The sequence below is a fragment of the Ochrobactrum sp. Q0168 genome, assembly GCF_016427605.1.
Taxonomy (GTDB): domain Bacteria; phylum Pseudomonadota; class Alphaproteobacteria; order Rhizobiales; family Rhizobiaceae; genus Brucella.
Genome location: NZ_JAELXQ010000005.1, coordinates 131,805 through 154,963 on the forward strand (window position 1 = coordinate 131,805; position 23,159 = coordinate 154,963).

The window sequence follows — 23,159 nt, forward strand, 5'->3', positions numbered from 1 at the left end:
ATTCTGCATGTCGGCAATGACCTTTCTCGTTCCAGCCCATGCCGATTCGCGCAATGTGGTTCCGGTTGCGGTGATGAAGGTCGCGGCAAGCGATTATCAGCCCAAATTGACGCTTTCCGGCGCGATCGAAGCCCGTTCGCTGGTCAACACCTCTTTCCGGCTTAGCGGGCAGGTTGTGGAGCGCAAGACCGAGATCGGCCAGCATGTTGATCAGGGAGAGCTGATCGCCCGTATTGACGACGCCGAACAACAGGCAAATTTGCATGTCGCATTGGCCTCGAAGGATGCAGCGGAAGCACAGCTCGTGCAGGCGGATGCCAATTTCAAACGCCAGAAGGCGCTGCTCGCTCAAGGCTTCACGACCCGCAGCACCTATGATCAGGCGAACCAGACCCTGCAAACCGCGCAAAGTGCGCTTTCGAGCGCCGAAAGCCAGCTGAGCGACGCGCGCGATCAGCTGTCCTATACCGAGCTGCGCGCGCCGGTTTCCGGTGTTGTGACAGCGCGCAACATCGAGGCGGGTCAGGTGATACAAGCCGCCCAGACGGCATTTTCCATTGCCGAAGACGGACCCCGCGATGCTGTCTTCGACGTACAGGAAACGCTGGTCAATCATGCCAAGGACGGCATGGGCGTGACGATCTCGCTGCTGTCGGACGCCACAGTGGTTGCCGAAGGACAAATTCGTGAAATCTCCCCCGTCGTCGACGCCCAGACCGGGACGGTCCGGGTCAAGGTCGGCATCGCCAAAACCCCGTCGCAAATGGCGCTGGGCGCAACCGTTACCGGAACAGTGCATATGGACAGCCGCCAGGTGATCGTTTTGCCATGGAGCGCCATGACCTCCGATGCCGGACGCGCCGCCGTGTGGCGTGTGGATGGCGACACCCATGTTGCAACGCTGGTGCCAATCACCGTGCTTTCCTATGAGAAGGAACGGGTGATCGTTGATAGCGGCCTCAATGTCGGTGAACTGATCGTCACGAAAGGCGCACAGATGCTGCGGTCGGGCGAGCCGACCGAAATCATGCAGACGCAGGAAGGGGCGGTTGCGCAATGACGCGAGATATCCGAAAGCCCGTTGCCCTCCCCCTGATGCACGTCGCGGTGCTGATGACGACGCTTGTTCTCGCAGCCTGCGGCAAGAGCGATGAAGGCGACGCCAAGGCCGAACCCATACGCCCGGTTCTCTACATGGTTGTTGAACCACGACCCGCCACGCAGGCCGGGTTTGCCGGTACGATTGAGCCGCGCTACTCGACCGACCTCGCCTTCCGCGTACTCGGGCGCATCATCAGCCGTCCGGTACAGGTGGGCGATCTGGTGCAGAAGGGCGAGACCGTCGCAACGCTCGACCCAGCGACGCTCGATCTGGCGATCCAGTCGGCCAAGGCCGATCTCGCAAGCGCTGAGGCGCAATTTGCCAATGCTTCTGCCAGCGAGGAAAGGCAGCGCATTTTGCTGCAAGGCAACAATGTATCCCAGGCTGATTACGACGCCGCCAGACAGGCGCGCGATAGTGCCGACGCCAATCTGGAAAAGGCCCGCGCCGGGCTGAAAAAGGCGCAGGACCAGCGTAGTTACGCCGTGCTGCGCCCCGACTATAACGGTGTCATCTCGGCAACCAATGCCGAGGTTGGACAGGTGGTCGCCGCCGGTCAGGCCGTGATGACGGTGGCGCGCCCCGACATTCGTGAAGCGGTGGTCGATATTCCAGACAGCATGACCCAGTATTTTGCACCGGGCGCGGCCTTCAATGTGCAGCTTCAGGCTGATCCGTCGGTGACGGGAACCGGCACTGTGCGGGAAGTTGCGCCGCAGGCGGATGCGCAGACACGCAGCCGCCGGGTGAGGATTGCCCTCGACAATCCGCCCGAAGGCTTCCGTCTGGGCGCGACCATTCGGGCGGCGCTGGCCACGCCGGAGAAAAATCTGGTGCGGCTGCCGATCCAGGCGCTGCGCGAAGAAAACGGCAAGACAAGCATCTGGATTATCGACCCCGACAAGCAGACCGTCTCGCTGCACGATGTTGAGGTCATCGCGCGACAGGGCGGCAATTTCGTCGCCGGTGGCGTCGATGTCGGCAGCTATGTGGCGATTGCCGGCGTACATGAGTTGAAAGAAGGACAGAAAGTCCGTCTGGACCAGAAAGGAACTGGCCTGTGAAAAAGGGATTCAATCTGTCCGACTGGGCTTTGAACCACAGATCGCTGGTCTGGTATTTCATGCTCGTGTTCCTGGTCGCGGGCTTCGTATCCTATCTCGATCTCGGTCGCGAAGAAGATCCGGAATTCACCGTCAAGACGATGGTGGTGCAGGCCAACTGGCCGGGCGCGTCCGTTGAAGAAACGCTCAATCAGGTGACCGACCGCATCGAGAAGAAGCTCGAGGAACTTGATACGCTCGATTACACGCGCAGCGTCACCACTGCGGGCCAGTCGGTCGTCTTCGTCTTCCTCAAGGACACGGTGCGTAAACGACAGGTCACCGACGCCTGGAACGAAGTCCGCCATATGCTGGACGACATCAAGCCGGACCTGCCGAGCGGCGTTTACGGGCCTTATTACAACGATAAGTTCGGCGATGTTTTCGGCAATATCTTCGCCTTCACCGCCGACGGCCTGTCGATGCGGCAGTTGCGGGACTATGCCGAAGACGTACGCGCAAAGATTTTGACGCTGCCCAATGCCGGTAAGGTCGAGCTGATCGGCGCGCAGGACGAGGCGATCTATCTCGAATTTTCGACGCGGCAAGTAGCAGCACTTGGTCTCGACCAGCAGGCCGTGCTTCAGGCCTTGCAGGACCAGAACGCGATCACGCCATCCGGCGTCGTTCAGGCGGGGCCGGAACGCATCAGCGTTCGCGTCAGCGGCCAGTTCAATTCCGAAGCCGATCTGCGCGCCGTCAATCTGCGCGTCAATGACCGGTTCTTCCGCCTGTCCGATGTCGCGACCATCACGCGCGGCTATATCGATCCGCCAACATCCATCTTCCGCGTCAATGGCGCCGATTCCATCGGGCTTGGCATCGGTATGAAGCCGAACGGCAATCTGCTCGAATTTGGCGCTGCGCTCGACAAGATGATGCAGCAGGTGACGGCGGAACTCCCCGTCGGTGTCAAGGTGATGAAGGTCGCCGACCAGCCGCATGTCGTGAAGGAAGCCGTGTCCGGCTTTACAAGCGCGCTGTTTGAAGCTGTGGTCATCGTGCTTGCGGTCAGCTTTGTGAGCCTTGGCCTGCGCGCCGGTTTCGTGGTGTCGCTCTCGATCCCGCTTGTGCTTGCCATCACCTTCCTGTCGATGTCGCTTCTCGATATTTCGCTGCAACGCGTGTCGCTCGGCGCACTCATCATCGCGCTCGGCCTTCTGGTGGACGATGCCATGATTGCGGTCGAAATGATGGTGGCGCGGCTGGAGTTCGGCGATCCGATCAACAAGGCCGCCACTTACGTCTATTCGCATACGGCTTTTCCGATGCTGACGGGCACGCTTGTGACCATTGCAGGCTTTATTCCCATCGGCCTCAATTCCAGCCAGGCGGGTGAATATACCTTCACGCTCTTCGTGGTGATCGCGGTCTCGCTGGTGGTTTCATGGATTGTCGCGGTGCTGTTTGCACCGCTGCTCGGCGTCACCTTCCTGCCCAAGAAAATGAAGCCCCATGCGGAAAAGCGCAGCCGCTTCTTTGAGGCCTTTTCCAAGGCGCTGTTGCTGGCGATGCGCTATCGCTGGGTGACCATCATCACCACGATCCTTCTGTTCGCCGTGTCCGTTTTCGGGATGCGCTTCATCGAACAGCAGTTCTTCCCGCAATCGGATCGTCCCGAACTGGTTCTCGACTGGACCTTGCCGCAGAACAGCTCCATCGCCGAAACGCGCGCGCAGATGGAGCGTTTCGAAGAAACAATGCTGAAAGGCAATCCCGATATCGAGCATTGGAGCACCTATGTCGGGCAAAGTGCGATCCGCTTCATTCTTTCCTTCGACGTGCAGCCGAACAATCCCTATTTCGGCCAGATGGTGATCGTCGCCAAGGACGTCGAAGCACGTGACCGCTTGAAGGCCAAGTTCGATGAGGTCTTCCGCAAGGATTATGTCGGCACCGACGTCTATGTGAAATTCCTGGAGCTTGGACCGCCGGTCGGCCGCCCTGTGCAATACCGCATTTCCGGCCCCGATATTCAGAAACTGCGCGGTCTGGCGCAGGATTTTGCTGGTATTCTCAGTGCCGACCAACGGCTGGGCGTGGTCAATTACAACTGGAACGAACCCGGTCGCGTGATCCGTGTCGATGTCATGCAGGACAAGGCCCGCAAGCTTGGCATTTCGTCCAAGGATATTGCCACGACGCTGAATGGCGTCGTCGGCGGCATTACCATCACGCAGGTGCGGGATTCGATCTATCTGATCGATGTCGTCGTGCGCGCGCAAAAGCATGAGCGCGATTCCATCGACACCTTGCAGAGCCTGCAAATTGCGACCGGCAACGGCACCTCGGTGCCGCTCGCGTCCATCGCCAATTTCCGTTACGAGCTTGAGCAGCCCGTCATCTACAGGCGGTCGCGCATCCCGACGATCACGGTGGCGGCAGGCATCATCGACAAGACGATGCCGGATACGATCGTGAAAGACCTCGGCCCCGCGATCAAGGCTTTCGCCGACAAGCTACCGGCTGGCTATTATATCCAGACGGCTGGTACGGTTGAGGAAAGCGGCAAGAGCCAGGGACCGATTGCCGCCGTCGTTCCGCTGATGCTGTTCGTGATGGCGACCGTGCTGATGCTGCAATTGCAGAGTTTTCAGCGCCTGTTCCTCGTCGTTGCGGTTGCGCCGCTTGGATTGATCGGTGTGGTTGCCGCACTTTTACCAAGCGGCAAGCCGCTTGGTTTCGTCGCCATTCTGGGCGTGCTGGCGCTGATCGGCATCCTGATCCGAAACTCGGTCATCCTGATCGTGCAGATCGAGGAACATATCACCGAAGGCATGAAACCATGGGATGCGGTGATGATCGCCAGCCAGCATCGTATGCGCCCGATTGCACTGACGGCGGCGGCGGCAAGCCTTGCGCTTATCCCCATCGCGCGTGAAGTGTTCTGGGGGCCGATGGCCTATGCGATGATGGGCGGCATCATTGCAGGCACGGCGATCACGCTCCTGTTCCTGCCAGCGCTTTATGTGGCCTGGTTCCGCATCAAGGAGCCGGACTCAGAAGAAACGCCCGCGCCACAACATTGATATTGCAACGAAATCACTCTGGAGCGGGCTTCCGCTCCAGACTGCAACCACGCCTCACAAAATTTTTATACGCCGCCCTTGAACGGGACAAAAACATACACATTTGAAGAAGGCAGCGCCGGGCCCCTCTGGTCATGGTATTCCGCTATGGCGATGTCGGGGCTGCTCCACTTGTTCAAATGGAGATGGTCCGGCGATGGATTCGCTTATTTTAGCCCTTTCGGGCGATTTTCTCGGCACACCTGTCTATTTCTGGGCGGCATTCATCACAATCGTCGTGGGTTTGCTGGTTTTCGATCTCGGCATTCTGCATCGTGACGAACATGAAATCGGCGCCCAGGAGAGCCTGCTTCTTTATGGCTTCTATGTCCTGATCGCTCTGGCTTTCGGCGGCTGGGTCTGGTGGGAACGCGGCGCACAGGCGGGTCTGGAATTCTATACCGGCTATCTGATCGAGCAGAGCCTCGCGATGGACAATATGTTCGTCATCGCAACGATCTTCGGCTTTCTCGCCATCCCCCGCCTTTACCAGCACCGCGTGCTTTTCTGGGGTATTCTAGGCGTCATCGCCTTCCGCGCAGTTCTGATCGGACTGGGCGCGGCGCTGGTGCATGAGTTCAACTGGATCCTGTTCCTGTTCGGCGCTTTCCTCGTCTTCACCGGCTTCAAGATGTTCCGCCATCAGGATGAGACGCCCGATATCGAGCAGAACGCGGTTTTCAAGTTCCTGCGCAAGCGCTTCAACATCACCAGCGAAGTGCATGGACGCCATTTCACCATTAAGAAGCCACACCCGAAAACCGGCAAGCTCGTCACCTGGCTGACGCCGCTCGCGGTCGCTCTGATCATGGTTGAAACCGTCGACCTGATCTTTGCTGTCGACTCCGTCCCCGCCGTGTTTGCCGTCACGCAGGATACGTTTATCGTCTACACCTCCAACATCTTCGCCGTGCTTGGCCTGCGTGCGCTCTATTTCGCACTCGCCGCCGCCATGAACCGCTTCCGTTATCTTCAGATATCGCTGGCGATCATTCTGGTGCTGATCGGTATCAAGATTTTCCTGGTGCCGCTGGGTGTGCATATCAACACGCTGCTGTCGCTGGTGGTTACACTCGGCATTCTTGCAAGCGGTGTCCTCTACTCGCTTTACAAGACCCGCAACGAGCCGGATATGAGCGTCGAAGAGCTGGTCGCGCAACAGCATAAGGAAGGCTGATCGCAAGCTCCCTTTCCTCAAGACAAAGCTCCCGGACTTCTTCAAGTCCGGGGGTTTTCATTTCGGGCAGAGGATCAGGCTGCGAGATAGTTTTTCAGGAAGGCGCGCGTCCGATCCTGCTGCGGGTTGCGCAGCACGTCTGCGGGTGCACCTTCTTCAACCACAACGCCGCCATCCATGAAGACGATCCTGTCGGCAACCTCACCGGCAAAGCGCATTTCATGCGTCACGATCAGCATCGTCATGTGTTCAGCGGCAAGCTGCTTCATGACGGCATTCACTTCATCGACCAGTTCCGGATCGAGCGCCGAGGTCGCCTCGTCGAAAAGCATCACTTTCGGCTGCATGGCTAAGGCGCGTGCAATGGCGACGCGCTGTTTCTGGCCACCGGACAGGCGCGACGGGTAGACGTCCACCTTGCTGGCGAGCCCCACCTTGTTGAGCAGTTCCAACGCCAGTTCGCGGGCCGCCGATTTGGACATGCCCTTCAGCTTTGTCGGTCCCAGGGTGATGTTTTCCAGCACCGTCAAATGCGGAAACAGATTGAAGTGCTGAAACACCATGCCCATCTGCTGACGCACGGAATTGATGTGCTTTTCAAAAGCCTGCCCGTTGAGCGGCTGGTTGACCTGCACCCCGTCGAGCCAGACCTCGCCGCCATTCAGCGTCTCCAGATGATTGATGGAGCGCAGCAACGTGCTCTTGCCTGAACCGCTCGGGCCGATGATCGCAATGATCTGGCCGCGCGATACCGAAAGATTTATCCCTTTCAGAACCTCCAGCGCGCCATAGGCTTTGCGGGCGCCCTTCACTTCAACCATAGGCTTCAAGGCGCTCATCGCGTAACCTCCACTTTTCTTTCGATATGCCGCAGTCCCGCTTCCATGACGAGATTGACCACGTAATAAAGTGCGGCGGCAGTTAGATAGAACTCAAACGGGCTATAGGTTTCACTGATGGCGATCTGCGCGCTGTGAACCAGTTCGGCGATGCCGATGATCGACACCAGCGACGTGTCTTTCAACAGCACGATCATATTGTTGCCAATGGGCGGGATGGTGTTGCGGATGGCCTGCGGAATGATCACATAGCGCAGCGTCTGCCCCTGGCTAAGCCCGATGGACCGCGCACCTTCGGTTTGACCGGGATCGACCGAGACGATGCCTGCGCGGAACACATCCGCATTATAGACCGCAAAATGCAGGCTCAAACCGAGAATGCCCGCAAACAGGGCCGGAATGTCGATCCCGATCTGCACCAGACCGTAATAAATGAGATAGAGCTGCAAAAGCAGCGGCGTCCCCATGAAGAGCCACATGAAGAAGCGCACCGGATAGGCGAACAGGGCTGGCGCATAAAGCACGACCAGCGCAAAGGCGATGCCGAGGATAAAGCTCAGCGCGCTGGACGCGACCGCGAGAACGAAAGTCCACCACAGTCCCGTCAGAAGCAGATCGGTATAGGGAGCGACGATACTAAAATCGAGAGCTGGCATTGCGTCCTCCCTCAGCGTGCAGCGAAGCGCTTGTCGAGCAGATCGACAATGGACGCCACTACATAGACAATGATCATGTAGATGACCGCAGCAACCGCGAAAATCTCGAACGGTTTGTAGGTTGAGCTGATGAAACGTTGCGCCGTATAGGTGAGTTCAACCACCGAAATCGTCGACACCAGCGCCGACCCCTTGACCAGAGCAACGGCATTCACGCCGAGCGGGCGGATCATCAGGCGCGCGGCCTGCGGCAGAATGATGAGGCGCAGCGTCTGGCCGCGGCCAAAGCCGATTGAGCGGGCGGCTTCGTCCTGTCCCCGGTCAACGCTTGCAATCGCGCCGCGAATGGACTCGGCCATGTAAGCACCAATATTGAGCCCCAGACCAATGACGCCCGCCGCATAAGGCTCCAGTTCCAGACCGATCTGCGGGCCGCCGAAATAAAGCACGAACAGCTGCACGAGACAGGGCGTTCCACGGAAGATACTGACATAGGCGCCAGACAGAAAACGCAGAACAAAGCTGTTTGAAAGACGCCCGACAACCAGAATGCCCGCAATGACGAATCCCAACACAAGCGCGAGCACGGAAATCTGCACAGTTACCCATGCCGCCTCCAGAAAAAACGGGAGGACGTGCCGCATTAACGCAAGATCCATAGAAATACTCCGGAAGATCGCAATATACCGGCCCGGACAAACCGGGCCGGATTAAAAGCCAGCTTAGCGAATGTCGCTGCCGATCCACTGCATCGAGATCTTCTCGTAGCCGCCATCGGCGAGCATGTCGTCGAGCGCCTTCTGCATGGCTGCCTTGAGTTCCGGATTGTTCTTGCGAATGGCAATGCCGAGCGCCTCGCGACCGCCTTCAATATCCGGCGTGTCGAGGATGCGAACCTTCTGGCCGGTTTCCTTGACGGCGATCTTCACCGGAATGCTGTCCATGACAAGCGCATCGATGCGGCCTGCATCGAGATCGATCAGCATTTCGGGCAAGCCTTTATAGGTGCGCACATTGAGGTCGCCTTGCGCCTTGGCCCATTTCTCATGGGCGTCACCCATGGTCACGCCAACGGTCTTGCCATTGAGGTCTTCAAGCTTCTGGATGGGGGCGTCTTCCTTGACCACAACGGTGCGGCCCGCATGGTAATAGGGTCCCACAAAGTCGACAGCTTTTTCACGCTCCGGAGTGATGGTCATGGAGGCAACAACAGCGTCATATTTCTTCGCCAGAAGACCGGCGATGATACCGTCAAACGGCGTGGTCACGAGCTTGACCTTCACGCCCAGACGATTGGCGATTTCCGTTCCAATCGAAGCATCGAAGCCAACCACCTGGTTATCGGCATTGGTGAAGCTGAAGGGCGGATAGGCACCGCTCATCGCGACGCGTAACTCACCGCTTTCCTTCAGCTTTTCCAGCTCATCAGCCTGGGCTGGCATTGCTGAAAATGTGGCGGCGAGTGCTACGGCCGCAGCCGCAAACATGGTCTTGAACTTGCTATTCATGGCCTTCTGGTTTCCTCTGGATTGGTCTTATTGTTAGGCTTATGGTTTGCCATCAACCCTCATCGACAGAGCTTCGCACAGGCCTTGTTTTCAAGCATCCTGCAATATGACTGCCAGCCCGCCACATTGCCGGAATTGACCGGCATATTGTCGGCGGTCAAAGTGCGAATTTAAAAGAAAAGGCCGCACTCCCACCCGGCGAACCGGATCGGAATGCGGCCATGAAAGTCGGCCCTGATGTTGGGGCTTTACTTCAACGCAGCCTCGAAACTGTCGGCCAGAATGCTGAGCAGATGATCGGCATTGGCGCGGCTGAACACCATGGACGGGCGCATCTTCAACACGTTGTCATGCGGGCCTTCTGTCCCCATCAGGATGCCCCGTTCGCGGGCGCCGTCATTGATCTTGCGGGCCAGCGCCGTGGCCGGAGCCTTGGTCTTGCGATCCGTCACAAGCTCGATACCGAGGAACAGTCCCTGACCGCGAACATCGCCGATGATATCGAAGCGCTCTTGCATCTTGCGGAAACCCTCGATGAGATAATTGCCGACATTCAGCGCATTCTCGCGCAGCCTGTCACGCTCAATCACGTCGATGACTGCAAGACCAGCGGCACAAGACACCGGATTGCCGCCGAAGGTGTTGAAATATTCCATGCCGTTATTGAAGCTGTCTGCAACTTCGCGCGTGGTCACCACAGCCGACATCGGATGGCCATTGCCAATCGGCTTGCCCATGGTGACGATATCCGGCACCACATCCTGCATTTCAAACGCCCACCAATGGCTGCCGACGCGACCGAAACCGACCTGCACTTCGTCGGCAACGCAAAGTCCGCCTTCCGCCCGAACCATGGCATAGACTTCTCTGAGATAGCCTTCCGGCAGGAACACCTGACCGGCGACGCTCGGAATGGATTCCGCAAAGAAGAAAGCCGGCGCACGACCCTGCTTGCGCATAGTGTCGATTTGTTCGGCGACGCTTTCGGCAAAGCGCTTGCCATGTTCCTCCAGCGGCCAGTCTTCCGGCGCGTGATAGCTGTCGGGAATGACCGCCTCATAGACGTGATCCGGTCGTCCCTTGCCGCCTTTCCGCTTGTACTTGTAGGGGCTGAGATCAATCAGTTCCTGCGTGGTGCCGTGATAGGCCCAGTCGAGAACGATGGCTTCCTTGCGCCCCGTATGATTGCGCGCCATGCGCAGCATCAGGCTGTTTGCTTCGCTGCCCGAGCAGGCAAAGGACGCGACCGTCAGCCCTTCCGGCAAGGTCGCCGTCAGCCGTTCGGCATAAGCGACGATATTGTCATGCAGATAGCGCGTATTGGTATTGAGCAGCGCCGCCTGACGGGCGATGGCTTCCACGACTTCCGGATGAGCATGGCCCAGATGGCAGACATTGTTGAAGCAATCGAGATAGGCGCGACCGTAATTGTCGATCAGCCACACACCGTCGCCGCGCACGAACTTGATCGGCTCCGAATAGGAAATCGACAGGTTCGGCAGCAGGATTTCCTTGCGCTTGGCGATGATTTCGGCCCGGCTGCGCCCGTCCTGATGAAAGGTCTCCGGCGGAATGCCGGCCAGCGCCGCCACATCCGGGAAGACATCGGCCCACACGTCGAGATAGGCAGCTTCGCCGACGCCCAGAATTTCGGTCGCCGTCAGATTGATATCCGTCGTCATTTCGAAATGCAGATGCGGAGTCCATCCGCCATTCTCGTGAATATCGCCCATATGGCCGACGAGATCACCAGCCTGCAGCCTCTGACCCGGCTTGAGACGACCAAGCGCCTCATGCGCCATATGCCCCCACAGGGTCACGAAAGGCGGACAGCCTTCCGGGCGATGCTCAAGCTTGACCAGCCCGCCATAGCCGAGCGGTTCGCGTTCGATTTCAACGCTGACGACGGTTGCGGCCAGCGGCGTGTAAAGCGGCGTCCCGGCAGGCATGAACAGATCAACGCCCAGATGATGGATGCGGCGCTGCCCCTCGATGAAACGCGACTCAAACGCCGTGTCGGTATAGACCGTCCGCTTTTCGCCCCAAGGGCCGATACCAAGCTGAACGTTGTTTTCCGCGCAGAAATTATCCCACCATTCCGTCGCTTGCCCGGCGCGCTGTTCAGCGGAAGCAATTGTCATGAAATGGGTGGCATCGCCATAAGGCACCAGCGCCTTGGTCATGGTTGCCGGTGCCGGATGCACGATCGGCGCAAAGGTCTTGCTGTTATCGGCAATCCATTTGCGGACCGCGCCCGCGCCCTCAATGGCGTCGAAACCGCAGGCCTTACGCAAAATAGCGGTGGCAAAACGCGGGTTCATGGCGTCCATCTTTTCCAGAAGACGCCAGGCCGGTGCCTCGCTGATCGCCAGATATGGATTGTCATCCGTCTTGTCGTGGCGCGAAGCCGAGAAGGTGACGCTGGTGACGAGACGCATAGCGATGAGATCGAACAGAACGTCGAGTTCTTCCGCCTTGAGCGGGTATTTTTCGTGGAAACCGGCTGCCAGCGCTGCCGCCGCACCGATGGGATCTTCCATGTCGAGGATGGAATAGGCGCAGGCAATGGCGACTTCGGCAATCAGAACGGTGTGAGCCGCATCGCCGAAATCGATCAGTCCGGCAATCTGTTCATGGTCGCTCTTGCTGACCAGCACATTCCAGTCATTCGCATCATTGTGGATGACCTGCCCGCGCAGACGCGACAGTTTCGGCGCGACATGGTTCTCAAAACGCACAATGAAGCGCTCGAGCAGCGCACGCCTGTCGGCATCGCCAACGAAATGCAGGCGCGTCCGCGCTCGGGCCGCATGGCGCAGATCCCAATCGAGATCGCGCACGGCGCCCGGATGAATGAAGCCCTGCAAGGCATGGTCCAATTCACCCAGCGAACGACCGAGATTACGCATCAGTTCGAAGGTGCGTTTAACTTCCGCGAGTGGAATACCCGGAAGCCAGCCCACCAGCCGCATGGCATGGCGCTCGCCGCCGGTGGCCACAGCCGATGCAAGCAAATCACCCGCAAGGCTGGCTTTCAATTCTGGCACGGCAAGCTTCGCATCGGCGCTGGCCAGATGGTGCAGAAGTGCTGTCTGGAACTCGCTTTCGACCTGCGGCTCGCTGGCATTGACAATCTTCAAGATCCAGTCGGCGTCCGTTCCGGTCTCCAGACGAAAATTGCGATCGCGTTCGCTGTCGAGCGGCGATGCCGTCGCGGTGACGCCAAAGACTTCAATGGCCAGTTTCTCGGCATCGGTTGCGGAAAACTGCGGGTTCGGATGGGAGAGATCGGTCATAGACGGTGCGTTTCCAGTTTACATTTCTTATCGGAAGCTTGGCATGCAATAGGTTTTGGGGCATCAAGTATCCTGTCGGAAGAACCGGCACTTTGTCGGAATGGACCGGCATATGTCCGGTCATGCGTATAGGGTAACGATGCGGGAACTTGATGCGAAAGATCGCGAAATACTGGCAATTCTGTCCAAGGAAGCGCGCATCGCGCTGAAGACGCTGGCCGGTCGTATCGGCCTGTCCCGCAGTGCGACCAGCGAACGCGTCACAAATCTCGAGCGCAGCGGCGTTATTCGCGGTTATCGCGCAGATATTGGCGAAATCGATACCAATTTCATCCGCGCCATTTTGCTGGTGAGCCTGAAACGCACGCCCGCCCTGGCGCTTCTCGACATATTGGCGCAACATGCGGAAGTCCGCCGCGTCTCGTCGGTAAGCGGGCAGCTCGATCTGGTTGTCGAGCTGGAAGCGGCAACAATCGACGACCTTAACCGCGTGCGCGACCTCGTTGCCGCTCATGATATCGTGGACGACATCACCACCGCCTTCGTGCTGCGGCGCGATATCGACCGCGAAGTCCGATAGCATCCTCAGATAGCCGGCGAGACCTTCCGCTCCTGTTTAGCGCTGATAAATATCCGCGCGGGTTTGCGGCACAGCCGAAATGCCGCGTTTGCGCTTCGAGGCAAGCGTCTGGTTGATCTGCACCGTGCCGCGCTCAAACGCCAAGGCGCATCCTGCGAGATAGAGTATCCAGAGCCGCGCCCGCGGATAACCGACCTCGGCAACAGCCTTGTCGAAATTGGCATGAAGCCGTTCCGCCCACAGGCGGCAGGTGCGCCCATAGTGCTCGCGGAGATTTTCCACGTCATGCACCTCGAAGCCATGGCCTTCGAGATTCTCGACCGTCATGCCCAGATGATCCAGCTCGCCGCCGGGAAAGATATATTTCACCAGCGCCAGATGTTCCGCACTTTTGCGGTTGAAGCTCTTCTTGTTCTTCTTCATCCGGCGGGTAATGGCGTGATGCATATAGAGCCCGCCGGGCCGCAGCAGACGCCGCACCGCGTTGAAATAGGTGTCGTAATTGGCAATACCGACATGTTCGAACATGCCGATGGAGGCGATCTTGTCGAACTCCTGATCAAGCTCGGTATAGGACTTGATGTGAATGGTGATCTTGTCTTCCAGCCCGGCGGCCTTGATCCTTTGTCGGGCGAGCGCCGTCTGCGCTTCCGACAGAGAAACGCCGGTTCCGATCACGCCGTAATTCTGAACGGCATGGATCAAAAGCGCGCCCCAACCGCAGCCAATATCCAGAAAACGGTCGCCCGGTTTCAGGCGCAGCTTGCGGCAGATCAGATCCAGCTTGTCGTGCTGCGCCTGATCCAGACTGTTCTGCCAGTCGGTGAAATAGGCGCAGGTATAGACCATGCGTTCATCGAGAAACAGCTGGTAGAACTCGTTCGACACATCGTAATGATGGGTGATCGCTTCCTTGTTCGAGCCGCTGACGAAAGGAGACTTGCCGTCGATATTCGCCTGATCCTTGGCCTTTCCGGCAAAGAGCAGCGACGGAATGCCTTTCAGCAATTGCCATTTCGGCAGCGCCTTGATGCGCTCCTTGAGATGGCCGTCGAGCTTTGTTTCGGCGACATCGAAGATAGTTCCGTTTTCGATATCGACCGCGCCGGAGGTCCAGAGGCTGATGAGCGTGTCGTAATTCGGCTTCAGTACCACCTGACGCACGACCGACGGGTCCTTGATCGCGATCGTCGGCCCCTCGAAAGCGCCGATCTGGGTGCCGTCCCACAGTCTGACATTCAGCTGTGGTCGAATGGTTTCAACGATGGTCCGAATGGTACGCGCCGCACCGGTCTCTGCTGCCATGCAATGTCTCCCAATCTGGACATCGATTCGCTATAAAAAATTACCGTAATCTCTCCGATTGGAGAAAGCATCAGCAATACCGATCTGCTGCGCAGCGCGATACAAGTTACCGTGAACGCACAGCTTTTCAGCGTGCGGTCTGGCTACGATGAATATCCTGCGGCCGGATTTTTGCAAGCGCCGACACCAGAACGCCGGTGATGACAGCCTTGATAACATCGCCCGGAACGAAGATCGCCAAAAGCTTGACCGCTTCAAGGAAAGGCTTTGCGAGGATCAGCGACATGCCGATGGCGCCGAACAGATAGAGCACCAGGATGCAGCCCAGCACCGCGCCGAGAAAGGTCGACACGCCGAGATTGGCGATGGGTGCACGCTCGATGAAAAGGCCCGTGACATAAACCGCCGGTATCCAGCCGAGCAAAAAGCCCACCGTCGGGCCGGAGAAAACGCCAAGACCGCCGCGACCGACCGCCAGAACCGGCAAGCCGATTGCGACAAGCAAGATGACCAGCGCCACAGCGGCAACGCCGCGTTTTGGCCCCAGCACGGCCCCGGCAAGCATGACGCCCAGATTTTGCGCGGTAATCGGCACGCCGAAGCCAAGCGTGACAGCCGGCAAAAATCCCAATGCGCAGATCAGCGCTGCAAACAGGGCCACATGGGCGACATTTCTTTCCATAGGGGGAGCCTTTATTTGAGAGTTCCGCCGCGAGCACGCAATGCTTCGGCAACATGATCGGCATCGTCGAGCGCCGCCAGCGACAGCGGCAGCACCAGTTGCCAGCCCGGACGCCTGCGCGAGCGGGCGCGCCATGCTTCAACGAGCTGCCCAGCCCTGACAATCAACACCGGCGTAAAGCGTATCACCAGCGGGATGGCCGTTTCGAGAATTTGTGTCGGTAGGCCGAGGCGACGCAAAGGCGCGTTCAGAAACCGCAGCAAATGCACGAAATCTTCAAGCGGCGTCGTCATCGTCACCAGATTGGCGAGCGCAATCATCGTGACCACCCGCACCGTGATCTCCACCCCTTCGAGCGCGGTATAGAAAGCCAGATGCCAGAGAAAAATCACCGCAACAAAGGGCAGCACCGGCCGCATGGCCTGCAAGCCCGCGCGAAAGAATACGCGCCCCGGAAGGGCATAAAGCACTAGGCAGATCACCAATGCGCCAAGCTGGAACCAGACCGGCTTGACCATGAAAAGCGTCGTGGTGGCGATGCAAAGCGCTGCCACCTTGGCCGCCACCGGCCATTGATGCGCGCGCGTTTTAACGGGAGAGGTGAGAGAGATCATCGCTCTTGCCCTGAAGGATCATTTCTTCAACATAGCGGGTCAGCACGGTTTGCGCATCCCCGGCTTCCCGGATCTGGCCCTGATCGATCCAGAACACTTCATCATAACCGTGCAAATCTTCCGGGTGATGGGAAATGTGCAGAAGGCGCGCCTCGCCGCCATTCAGATAACGCGACAGCTGATGCCGTGTCGGGATATCGAGACCGGCAAAGGGTTCATCCAGAACAATCAGCGCGGGGCGCATGGCGACCACCGCCATCATGCAGACGAGATGTTTTTGCCCTTGCGACAGCGACTGGATGGCAGCATCCGCCCAATGGTCCTTGCCGAAATCGCCCAGCACTTTTGTCGCCATCGCCCTTGCATCGGCCTTGTTCGCGCCCTGCTGGCGCAGACCGAAAGCAATTTCCTCGATGACAGTTGGAAAGATGATCTGGTGTTCGGGGTTTTGAAACAGGATGCCGACGGTAGAAAGCGCGGCCTTACGGTCTTCGTAAATATCGTTGCCCGCAATACGGATCGCACCGTCCGTGGGCTTCAGCAGCCCCGCCAGAAGTCGCGCCAGCGTGCTCTTGCCGGAACCGTTTCTGCCGACAATACCCATTCTGCGCGCATTGGAGTGAAGCGAAACACCGTGCAGGATTGGCCGCCCGGCTACCGCATAACCGACGCCGTCGACAGCAATGAATGGTGCAGATGCGCCATTATCCGGCATGGTTCAACAAATCCTGCTTCGCGTCTTGTTCTGACATTTCTGCAAACCGTTGGAGGCTTTGACCAGAAGCCGGGGCTGATTGCAACCATGCAGACAAACCTATTACGCCGGGGGCGTAGAAGGACTGCACCGTCATTCCCCAAACAGGCGTATCGGTTCATCCATTTTCACTGTTTCCCGACGCGGAAAAATTGGTTAATGTCCGGTAAATTGCGCCGATCTTGCGGCGACCCAACGCAGTTGGCGTTGGATGGGGGAGAAAATGAAAAATGCAACGCAGCTCGATGAAAAAGCCTAAAGAGGCAAAAGCGGAATCGCGCGTCCGCATATCTGCGCGAAACAATGGATCAACGAAGCGACCGATCTGGATCGACCGGCTGACCGCTTCGGAGTTGACGCTCTTCGCTTGCTCATGCGCTGTCGGCACGGTGCTTGTTTTGAGTCAGGTACTCCAGTTCTGAGAGAACCCTTAGAACCTGCCACTTTATGGAAAAGGCGGGACCGATAGATCCCGCCTCTTATTTTATCAGGCTGCCAGCGAAGCCATATCGATCACGAAGCGATAGCGCACGTCGCTTTTCAGAACGCGCTCATAAGCCTCGTTGATATCCTGAATATTGATCATCTCGATTTCCGAGACGATGTTGTGCTCGCCGCAGAAATCCAGCATTTCCTGGGTTTCCTTGATCGAACCGATCATCGAACCGGCAAGGCTCTTGCGACCGGGGATGAGCGAGAAGGCATGGACCGGCACCATATGTTCCGGCGCGCCGACATTCACCATGGTTCCATTGACCTTCAGCAGACTCAGATAGGCATTCCAGTCGATGGCGACGCCAACCGTGCAGATGATCAGATCGAAGCTGCCCGCCAGCTTTTCGAAAGTTGAAGCATCGCTGGTGGCGTAATATTCCTTCGCGCCCAGCTTGAGACCATCATCCTTTTTCGACAGCGATTGGCTGAGCACCGTGACATGCGCGCCCATCGCATTGGCGAGCTTGACGCCCATATGGCCAAGGCCGCCCATGCCGACGATGGCAACGCGCTTTCCGGGACCGGCATTCCAGTGGCGGAGCGGCGAATAAAGCGTGATGCCAGCGCAAAGCAGCGGGGCCGAGGCATTGAGCGGAAGATTGTCTGGAATGGAAAGCACATAGCCTTCCCGCACGACGATCTGGTCGGAATAGCCGCCCTGGGTGCGTGCCTTTCCTTCTGCGTCGTCGCAGTTATAAGTCTGGATCAGGCCCGGCAGATATTGTTCGTTATCAACGTCGCGTGATGCACAACCCACGCAGGAATCCACGAAGCAGCCGACGCCAACCTTGTCGCCAACCTTGAACTTGGTCACCTTGTCGCCGACAGCAGTGACGATGCCCGCGATTTCATGGCCTGGAACGATTGGATAAACGGCGTTTTTCCATTCGTTGCGAACCGTGTGAATGTCGGAATGACACACACCACAGTACTGGATCGCGATGACCACATCGTCGGCATTGGGTTCACGGCGTTCAAACGTGAACGGCGCCAGCGGCTGATCCGCGTCCGTTGCAGCATAACCTCTTGCAATAGCCATAATAAACTCCGTTTTTCAGGGGAAAACTGGGGAAGGATGAGATGATTGACTATGCCTTGAACCCGAGAAAAGAGGGTAGACCGATCCTGCAAGCTTCTTGCACAATCCTGCAAATCTGAACCGCATGACCTGCCCTGCCTCTTGGTTTCGATTTCGGAACTGGATAAACAGGGCCCTGCCGGATCGTTGACCAGCCGAGGTGCCCATGAACTTACCTGTCGATGCATATAGGGAGCTCGCGTCGCTCGCCAAGCGCTTCATCGAAACCGATGGCGAATGCAGAACCGCGATCGATGGCCTTTCCCTGAGCAGACGTTCGACGCCAAGTGTTCCTTGCCACAGCAGCTATCGCCCGTGTCTCGCCATGGTTCTTCAGGGCTCCAAGTCGCTTCGCCTGGGGTCGGCCACGATCAACTATGCACGGGGAGAATATCTGGTCACCTCGCTCGACCTGCCGGTAACCTGGCGGGTGGTCGAAGCCAGCGCGGAAGCGCCGCATCTTTGCCTGTCGCTCGCCATCGACAGTGAAAAGCTGGTCGATCTGCTTGGCCGCAGTGACATCCGCAGGGGCATTTCCCAATCGGAAAACCAGTGGGGCATCAGCGTCAACACGGCGCCGGCAGGGTTGGTGGACGCAGTGATGAGGCTTTTGCGCCTCCTCGACAGCCCGGAAGATATTCCGGTCATGGCGCCGCTGATCGAACAGGAAATCCTTTATCGCCTGCTGACGGGCCCAAGCGGCGACCGTCTGATCAATATCGCCACGGTTGATAGTCAGGCCAACCGAATTGCGCGCGCCATCGGGTGGCTGCGCCAGCATTTTGCCCTGCCCTTACGCATCGAGCAACTGGCTGAATATGTGAATATGAGCCCCTCGTCGTTTCACCACCATTTCAAGTCGATCACGGCCATGACGCCGATCCAGTATCAAAAGCAGCTGCGCCTCAGCGAAGCGCGCCGGCTCATGCTGGTCGAAAGGCTGGATGCAGGCACAGCGGGTCATCGCGTGGGTTATCAAAGCCCTTCGCAGTTCAGCCGCGAATATAGCCGTCTCTATGGCAATCCCCCGGTTCGCGATATCGAGGCCGCGTAATCACAGCGCGAAATTTGTTCAAACTTCCTCACCGTGGGCAGGCTTTGCTTGCTGTTGCTGTCACCTTCCCTATTTATAGCGTGACCGATTGAGACATGCATGATGGTGACGATGATGAATACAGGTGCCCAAGGCTTCACAAAGTCGGAACGAAGCTTTTCCATTCCGGCCAATGAAGTCGAACGGCTTGAAAGCGTTCGCAGCCTTGTCTCTCTGTCGAGCATCGGCTTACCTGAACTCGACACCCTGGTTGGTCTCGTCAAGGATGCCTTTGGGGCCAGCACCTCTGCCCTCAACATCATCGATCAGGACTGGCAGCGCGTCGCTGCCAGCGCCGGACAGCAGGTGGATAGCTGTCCGCGCGAGATGACCGCATGCACATTTGTCGTGGAAAGCGGGAAAAGCTTTGTGGTCGAAGACATGGTTGAAGACCGTTTTTTCTGCACCATGCCCTATGTTACCGGCGAACCGCTTTTCCGGTTCTATGCCGGTGCGCCGGTTTCAGTCGATGCAGGCCTGACAGTTGGCTCGCTTTGCATTCTCGACGACAAGCCCCGGCAGATTTCTGAAAGCGAATTGGCCAAGCTTGAAGATTTTGCCAGTATCGCAAGCGGCCTCCTGCGCCTGCAAAAGACAAACAAGTTTCTCAACGACGATTCCCTTGCCCTCAAACGTCTGGCGCTCACCGACCGTCTGACAAAACTCTATAATCGGGGCGCGCTCAAGGAAATTGGCATTCCGATGATTGAGGATGCACTGAAGAACGGCAAATCGGTCGGCGCTCTGCTGATCGACCTCGACCGCTTCAAGGCCGTGAACGATACGCATGGACATATTATGGGGGACGCACTGCTAATCGAGGCCGCGCGGCGTCTGCGCACTGCCCTTGGTGCCGGCGACCTGCCGGTACGGGTCGGCGGCGACGAATTCGCCGTCATCCTGCCCGCATTGGACAGCCCGGACGACATTGAACCCGTTGCCGCAAGGATCGTGGACGCGTTCCGCGAACCCTTCATCATTCGCGGCATCGTTCTGGATATTTCTGCCAGTATCGGCGCCGTCGTTGCGCCACGCGACGGTCTTACACCCCAGGATCTGGCGCGCAATGCCGACATCGCTCTCTATGAAGCCAAAGGCAAAGGACGCAATTGCTACAGCATTTTTGGCGCAGCAAACTGACCTGAGCTGCCCAGCAGTTAAAAAACTGCAGCCGATCAATGGTGATCGGCTGCAGTTTTTTCATTTGAAGTTTTTTATTCGAAAAACTGGTTGCGTGGGCGCGGCAACCCGAGATGATCGCGCAGGGTAGAACCCTCATAGTCGCTGCGGAAGATGTTGCGTCGCTGCAATTCCGGCACCAGCTTTTCCACCACATCGTCCAGTCCCTGCGGCACAAACGGAAACACCACGGTAAAGCCATCGCAACCGGCCTCATCCAGCCATTGTTGCATCTCGTCGGCGACACTTTCCGGCGTTCCCACGAAAGCGAGACCCGAATAGCCGCCATAGCGTTGGGCAAGCTGGCGCACCGTCAGGTTTTCTTCGCGTGCCAGCTTCAACACCTGTTCCTGGCTCGACTTGCTGGCATTGGTGTCAGGAAGTTCCGGCAGATAGGAATCCGGATCAAGGCCGGATACATCGTGCCCGATGGCAATCGACAGCGACGCGATGGCGCTGTCGTAATGCACGAGACTGTCGAGTTTTGCGCGTTTTTCCTTCGCGTCTTCAATTGTCTCACCGATCACGATGAAGGCGGCAGGCAATATTTTGAGATGGTCCGGGTCTCGCCCAGCGGCTGCAACGCGGCCTTTGAGGTCGGCATAGAGCTTCTTGGCATCGGACAAGCCGCGCGGCGCACAGAAGACAACTTCGGCTGTCTCTGCGGCGAGCTGTCGTCCCGGTTCCGACTGGCCCGCCTGCACGATCACGGGCCAACCCTGCACCGGGCGCGCAATGTTGAGCGGCCCGCGCACATGGAAGTCGTCACCCTTGTGGTCAAGGACATGCATCCGTGACGGGTCGAAATAGATGCCGGATTGCTGATCGCGCAAAAATGCGTCATCGGCAAAGCTGTCCCACAATCCCGTCACGACATCGAAAAATTCCCGCGCCCGCTTGTAGCGCTCGCCGTGAACGAGGTGTTCCTCTTGGCCGAAATTAAGCGCCGCATCCGGGTTGGCGGTTGTGACGATGTTCCACGCCGCGCGTCCCTGACTTATATGATCGAGCGAGGCAAAGCGCCGGGCAATGTGATAAGGCTCGTCGAAGGTTGTGGAGGCCGTTGCCGCCAGACCGATCTTGTCCGTCACCGCCGCCAGCGCCGACAGCAAGGTGAACGGTTCAAAAGACGTGACGGTGTGGCTGCGCTTCAGCGCCTCTTCCGGCATGTTGAGCACGGCCAGATGGTCGGCCATGAAGAAAGCGTCAAACTTGGCGGCTTCAAGCTTCAGCGCAAAAGACTTTAGATGGTGGAAATTGAAATTGGCGTCGGGATAGGCTCCCGGATATCGCCACGCGCCGGTGTGCAGGCTGACGGGGCGCATAAAGGCGGTGAGATGCAACTGTCGTGTCATTCAATCATTCCCGAAGCAGTTTCGAGCCCCAATTTTAAGGGGCTTGATCCCACAACGGCAAGCACGACCTGTTTCCACCGACCGGCGCAATTGCGCAACATTTTGTTATCGGGAGGGGCGCTGGTAGCAAACGCGACCTGATCGCCTTTATCTGAAAAGAAAGCGCAAAAAAGCCCGCCCCGATTTCCCGGGACGAGCTTATGATCAACAACCTGATCTTATTTTTCGATGGTGCGGTTCCAGCGGCTGTTGAGCTGCTGGCGACCTTCATTGACAGCGTCCCAATCGAGCGTGTTTGCGGTTTGCATATAACCGCGGAACGCGTCGAGCTTGGCCTGTGCTTCCGGCGAACCGGCCTTGGCCTTCTGGTTCGACGGAATGACATTGCCATGGTCGAGCGCCTTGCTCTGCGCATCGGCGGACAGCAGATAATGCGCCAGCTTCTGGCTCAGTTCCGGCTCGCTATTGCCCGCCAGTACGCATTCGGTCACGGCGAGAACGACCGAACCTTCCTTCGGCTGCGCATATTCAACCGGAATGCCCTTGTCCTTCAGGTTGTTCACGCCCGTTGGCGTCAGCGGGAAGATTGCGGCCTCGCCGGTCTGGACCATTTCCGAAATCTTGGCCGAAGACGGGATATATTCCAGAACATTCTTGCCGATCATGTCGGGGAACTTCTCGAAGCCCGGCTCAAGGTTCTTGTCGTCGCCGCCCTGAATGCGGTTGAACATCAGGAATGCGTGCAGACCGAATGTCGAAGCGGAAGCCGACTGGAATACGACGGCATTGGCGTATTTTTCGTCAGCGAAGTCCATCCAGGAGGTCGGCGCGGCCCAACCCTTTTCGTCGAAGAGCTTCTTGTTATAAGCAATGCCGGTCATGCCCATATCGACGCCGATGGCCATATCATCCTTGATGCGGGCGGCCGGCTGGATATCGGCCAGAACCGGATCGTCAGAGATTTTCTGGCACAGGCCGCCATTGATGGCGCGGACCATCACACCGTCGTCAAGCAGCATGACATGCATCTGCGGCTTGTCCTTCTGGGCGGTGGCCTTGGCGAGAATATCCGCCGACGTGCCCGGTACGACGACGACCTTGACATCATTGGCTTTTTCGAATTCCGGCAGGACGTGCTCGGTATAAGCCTTTTCCATGTTGCCGCCATTCATGCCGATATAGAGCGTCTTCGTTTCTGCCGATGCGGCGGAAGCGAAAGCGACCGACAGGCCAAGCGCGGCTGCAACGGTTTTCGTAATCCGGTTGGTATTCATG

The 23,159-nt window shown here is 58.0% G+C and carries 20 protein-coding genes; 7 read left to right on the forward strand and 13 right to left on the reverse strand.

Annotated elements, in window-relative coordinates:
* Positions 1–7: 7 nt before the first annotated feature.
* The 4 genes from JAU75_RS11660 (at position 8) to JAU75_RS11675 (ending at position 6,450) form a co-directional block, all read left to right on the forward strand.
* A complete protein-coding gene (locus JAU75_RS11660; protein ID WP_371836165.1) occupies positions 8–1,060 on the forward strand; it encodes an efflux RND transporter periplasmic adaptor subunit in 1,053 nt (350 codons plus the stop codon).
* A gap of 35 nt (positions 1,061–1,095) precedes the next feature.
* Positions 1,096–2,166 (forward strand): efflux RND transporter periplasmic adaptor subunit, encoded by a 1,071-nt coding sequence (locus JAU75_RS11665; protein WP_199056827.1) that lies wholly within the window; start codon positions 1,096–1,098, stop codon positions 2,164–2,166.
* A complete protein-coding gene (locus JAU75_RS11670) occupies positions 2,163–5,234 on the forward strand; it encodes an efflux RND transporter permease subunit (protein WP_199056684.1) in 3,072 nt (1,023 codons plus the stop codon). Before JAU75_RS11665 ends, JAU75_RS11670 begins: the two co-directional genes overlap by 4 nt.
* Positions 5,235–5,430: 196 nt before the next feature.
* Positions 5,431–6,450 carry a TerC family protein gene (locus tag JAU75_RS11675; protein ID WP_199056685.1) on the forward strand — a complete coding sequence of 340 codons (1,020 nt, stop codon included), beginning with the start codon at positions 5,431–5,433 and terminating at the stop codon, positions 6,448–6,450.
* Between the two features lie 74 nt (positions 6,451–6,524).
* Here the strand turns inward: JAU75_RS11675 and JAU75_RS11680 are convergent, their stop codons facing one another.
* The 5 genes from JAU75_RS11680 to JAU75_RS11700 form a co-directional block, all read right to left on the reverse strand.
* Positions 6,525–7,289: an amino acid ABC transporter ATP-binding protein gene (locus JAU75_RS11680; RefSeq protein ID WP_371836160.1), complete on the reverse strand. Its 765-nt coding sequence runs from the start codon at positions 7,287–7,289 to the stop codon at positions 6,525–6,527.
* Complete coding sequence (locus tag JAU75_RS11685) at positions 7,286–7,945, reverse strand: amino acid ABC transporter permease (protein WP_199056686.1); 660 nt, start codon at positions 7,943–7,945, stop codon at positions 7,286–7,288. Before JAU75_RS11685 ends, JAU75_RS11680 begins: the two co-directional genes overlap by 4 nt.
* A gap of 11 nt (positions 7,946–7,956) precedes the next feature.
* Positions 7,957–8,604: an amino acid ABC transporter permease gene (locus JAU75_RS11690; protein WP_199056687.1), complete on the reverse strand. Its 648-nt coding sequence runs from the start codon at positions 8,602–8,604 to the stop codon at positions 7,957–7,959.
* A 63-nt stretch (positions 8,605–8,667) separates the two neighbouring features.
* Entirely contained in the window at positions 8,668–9,453 is a 786-nt protein-coding gene (locus JAU75_RS11695; RefSeq protein ID WP_199056688.1) for an ABC transporter substrate-binding protein, read from the reverse strand.
* Between the two features lie 248 nt (positions 9,454–9,701).
* Positions 9,702–12,749 carry an aminotransferase class III-fold pyridoxal phosphate-dependent enzyme gene (locus tag JAU75_RS11700; RefSeq protein ID WP_199056689.1) on the reverse strand — a complete coding sequence of 1,016 codons (3,048 nt, stop codon included), beginning with the start codon at positions 12,747–12,749 and terminating at the stop codon, positions 9,702–9,704.
* A 139-nt stretch (positions 12,750–12,888) separates the two neighbouring features.
* Here JAU75_RS11700 and JAU75_RS11705 point away from each other — a divergent pair, with 139 nt between their 5' ends.
* The gene (locus JAU75_RS11705; protein WP_078338226.1) at positions 12,889–13,329 is read left to right on the forward strand and encodes an Lrp/AsnC family transcriptional regulator; all 441 of its coding nucleotides are present in this window, start codon (positions 12,889–12,891) and stop codon (positions 13,327–13,329) included.
* A gap of 36 nt (positions 13,330–13,365) precedes the next feature.
* Here the strand turns inward: JAU75_RS11705 and JAU75_RS11710 are convergent, their stop codons facing one another.
* The 6 genes from JAU75_RS11710 to JAU75_RS11735 all read right to left on the reverse strand — a co-directional run bounded on the left by JAU75_RS11710 (position 13,366) and on the right by JAU75_RS11735 (position 18,218).
* Entirely contained in the window at positions 13,366–14,634 is a 1,269-nt protein-coding gene (locus tag JAU75_RS11710; protein WP_199056690.1) for a cyclopropane-fatty-acyl-phospholipid synthase family protein, read from the reverse strand.
* Positions 14,635–14,761: 127 nt separating this feature from the next.
* Positions 14,762–15,316 carry a biotin transporter BioY gene (locus tag JAU75_RS11715; RefSeq protein ID WP_199056691.1) on the reverse strand — a complete coding sequence of 185 codons (555 nt, stop codon included), beginning with the start codon at positions 15,314–15,316 and terminating at the stop codon, positions 14,762–14,764.
* 11 nt (positions 15,317–15,327) lie between these two features.
* Positions 15,328–15,930, reverse strand: coding sequence for an energy-coupling factor transporter transmembrane component T (locus JAU75_RS11720; protein WP_199056692.1), 603 nt, complete (start codon positions 15,928–15,930; stop codon positions 15,328–15,330).
* Entirely contained in the window at positions 15,905–16,645 is a 741-nt protein-coding gene (locus JAU75_RS11725; RefSeq protein ID WP_199056693.1) for an ABC transporter ATP-binding protein, read from the reverse strand. Before JAU75_RS11725 ends, JAU75_RS11720 begins: the two co-directional genes overlap by 26 nt.
* Before the next feature lie 157 nt (positions 16,646–16,802).
* The gene (locus JAU75_RS11730) at positions 16,803–17,072 is read right to left on the reverse strand and encodes a hypothetical protein (RefSeq protein ID WP_199056694.1); all 270 of its coding nucleotides are present in this window, start codon (positions 17,070–17,072) and stop codon (positions 16,803–16,805) included.
* Between the two features lie 99 nt (positions 17,073–17,171).
* On the reverse strand, positions 17,172–18,218 hold the full coding sequence (locus tag JAU75_RS11735; RefSeq protein WP_199056695.1) for an NAD(P)-dependent alcohol dehydrogenase: 1,047 nt from the start codon (positions 18,216–18,218) through the stop codon (positions 17,172–17,174).
* Between the two features lie 205 nt (positions 18,219–18,423).
* Here JAU75_RS11735 and JAU75_RS11740 point away from each other — a divergent pair, with 205 nt between their 5' ends.
* The gene (locus JAU75_RS11740) at positions 18,424–19,311 is read left to right on the forward strand and encodes an AraC family transcriptional regulator (RefSeq protein ID WP_199056696.1); all 888 of its coding nucleotides are present in this window, start codon (positions 18,424–18,426) and stop codon (positions 19,309–19,311) included.
* A gap of 111 nt (positions 19,312–19,422) precedes the next feature.
* Positions 19,423–20,490: a sensor domain-containing diguanylate cyclase gene (locus tag JAU75_RS11745; RefSeq protein ID WP_247880458.1), complete on the forward strand. Its 1,068-nt coding sequence runs from the start codon at positions 19,423–19,425 to the stop codon at positions 20,488–20,490.
* Between the two features lie 74 nt (positions 20,491–20,564).
* Here JAU75_RS11745 and JAU75_RS11750 read toward each other — a convergent pair whose 3' ends face one another.
* The gene (locus JAU75_RS11750) at positions 20,565–21,884 is read right to left on the reverse strand and encodes an LLM class flavin-dependent oxidoreductase (protein WP_199056698.1); all 1,320 of its coding nucleotides are present in this window, start codon (positions 21,882–21,884) and stop codon (positions 20,565–20,567) included.
* 218 nt (positions 21,885–22,102) lie between these two features.
* A complete protein-coding gene (locus JAU75_RS11755) occupies positions 22,103–23,158 on the reverse strand; it encodes an ABC transporter substrate-binding protein (protein ID WP_199056699.1) in 1,056 nt (351 codons plus the stop codon).
* Position 23,159 lies beyond the last annotated feature (1 nt).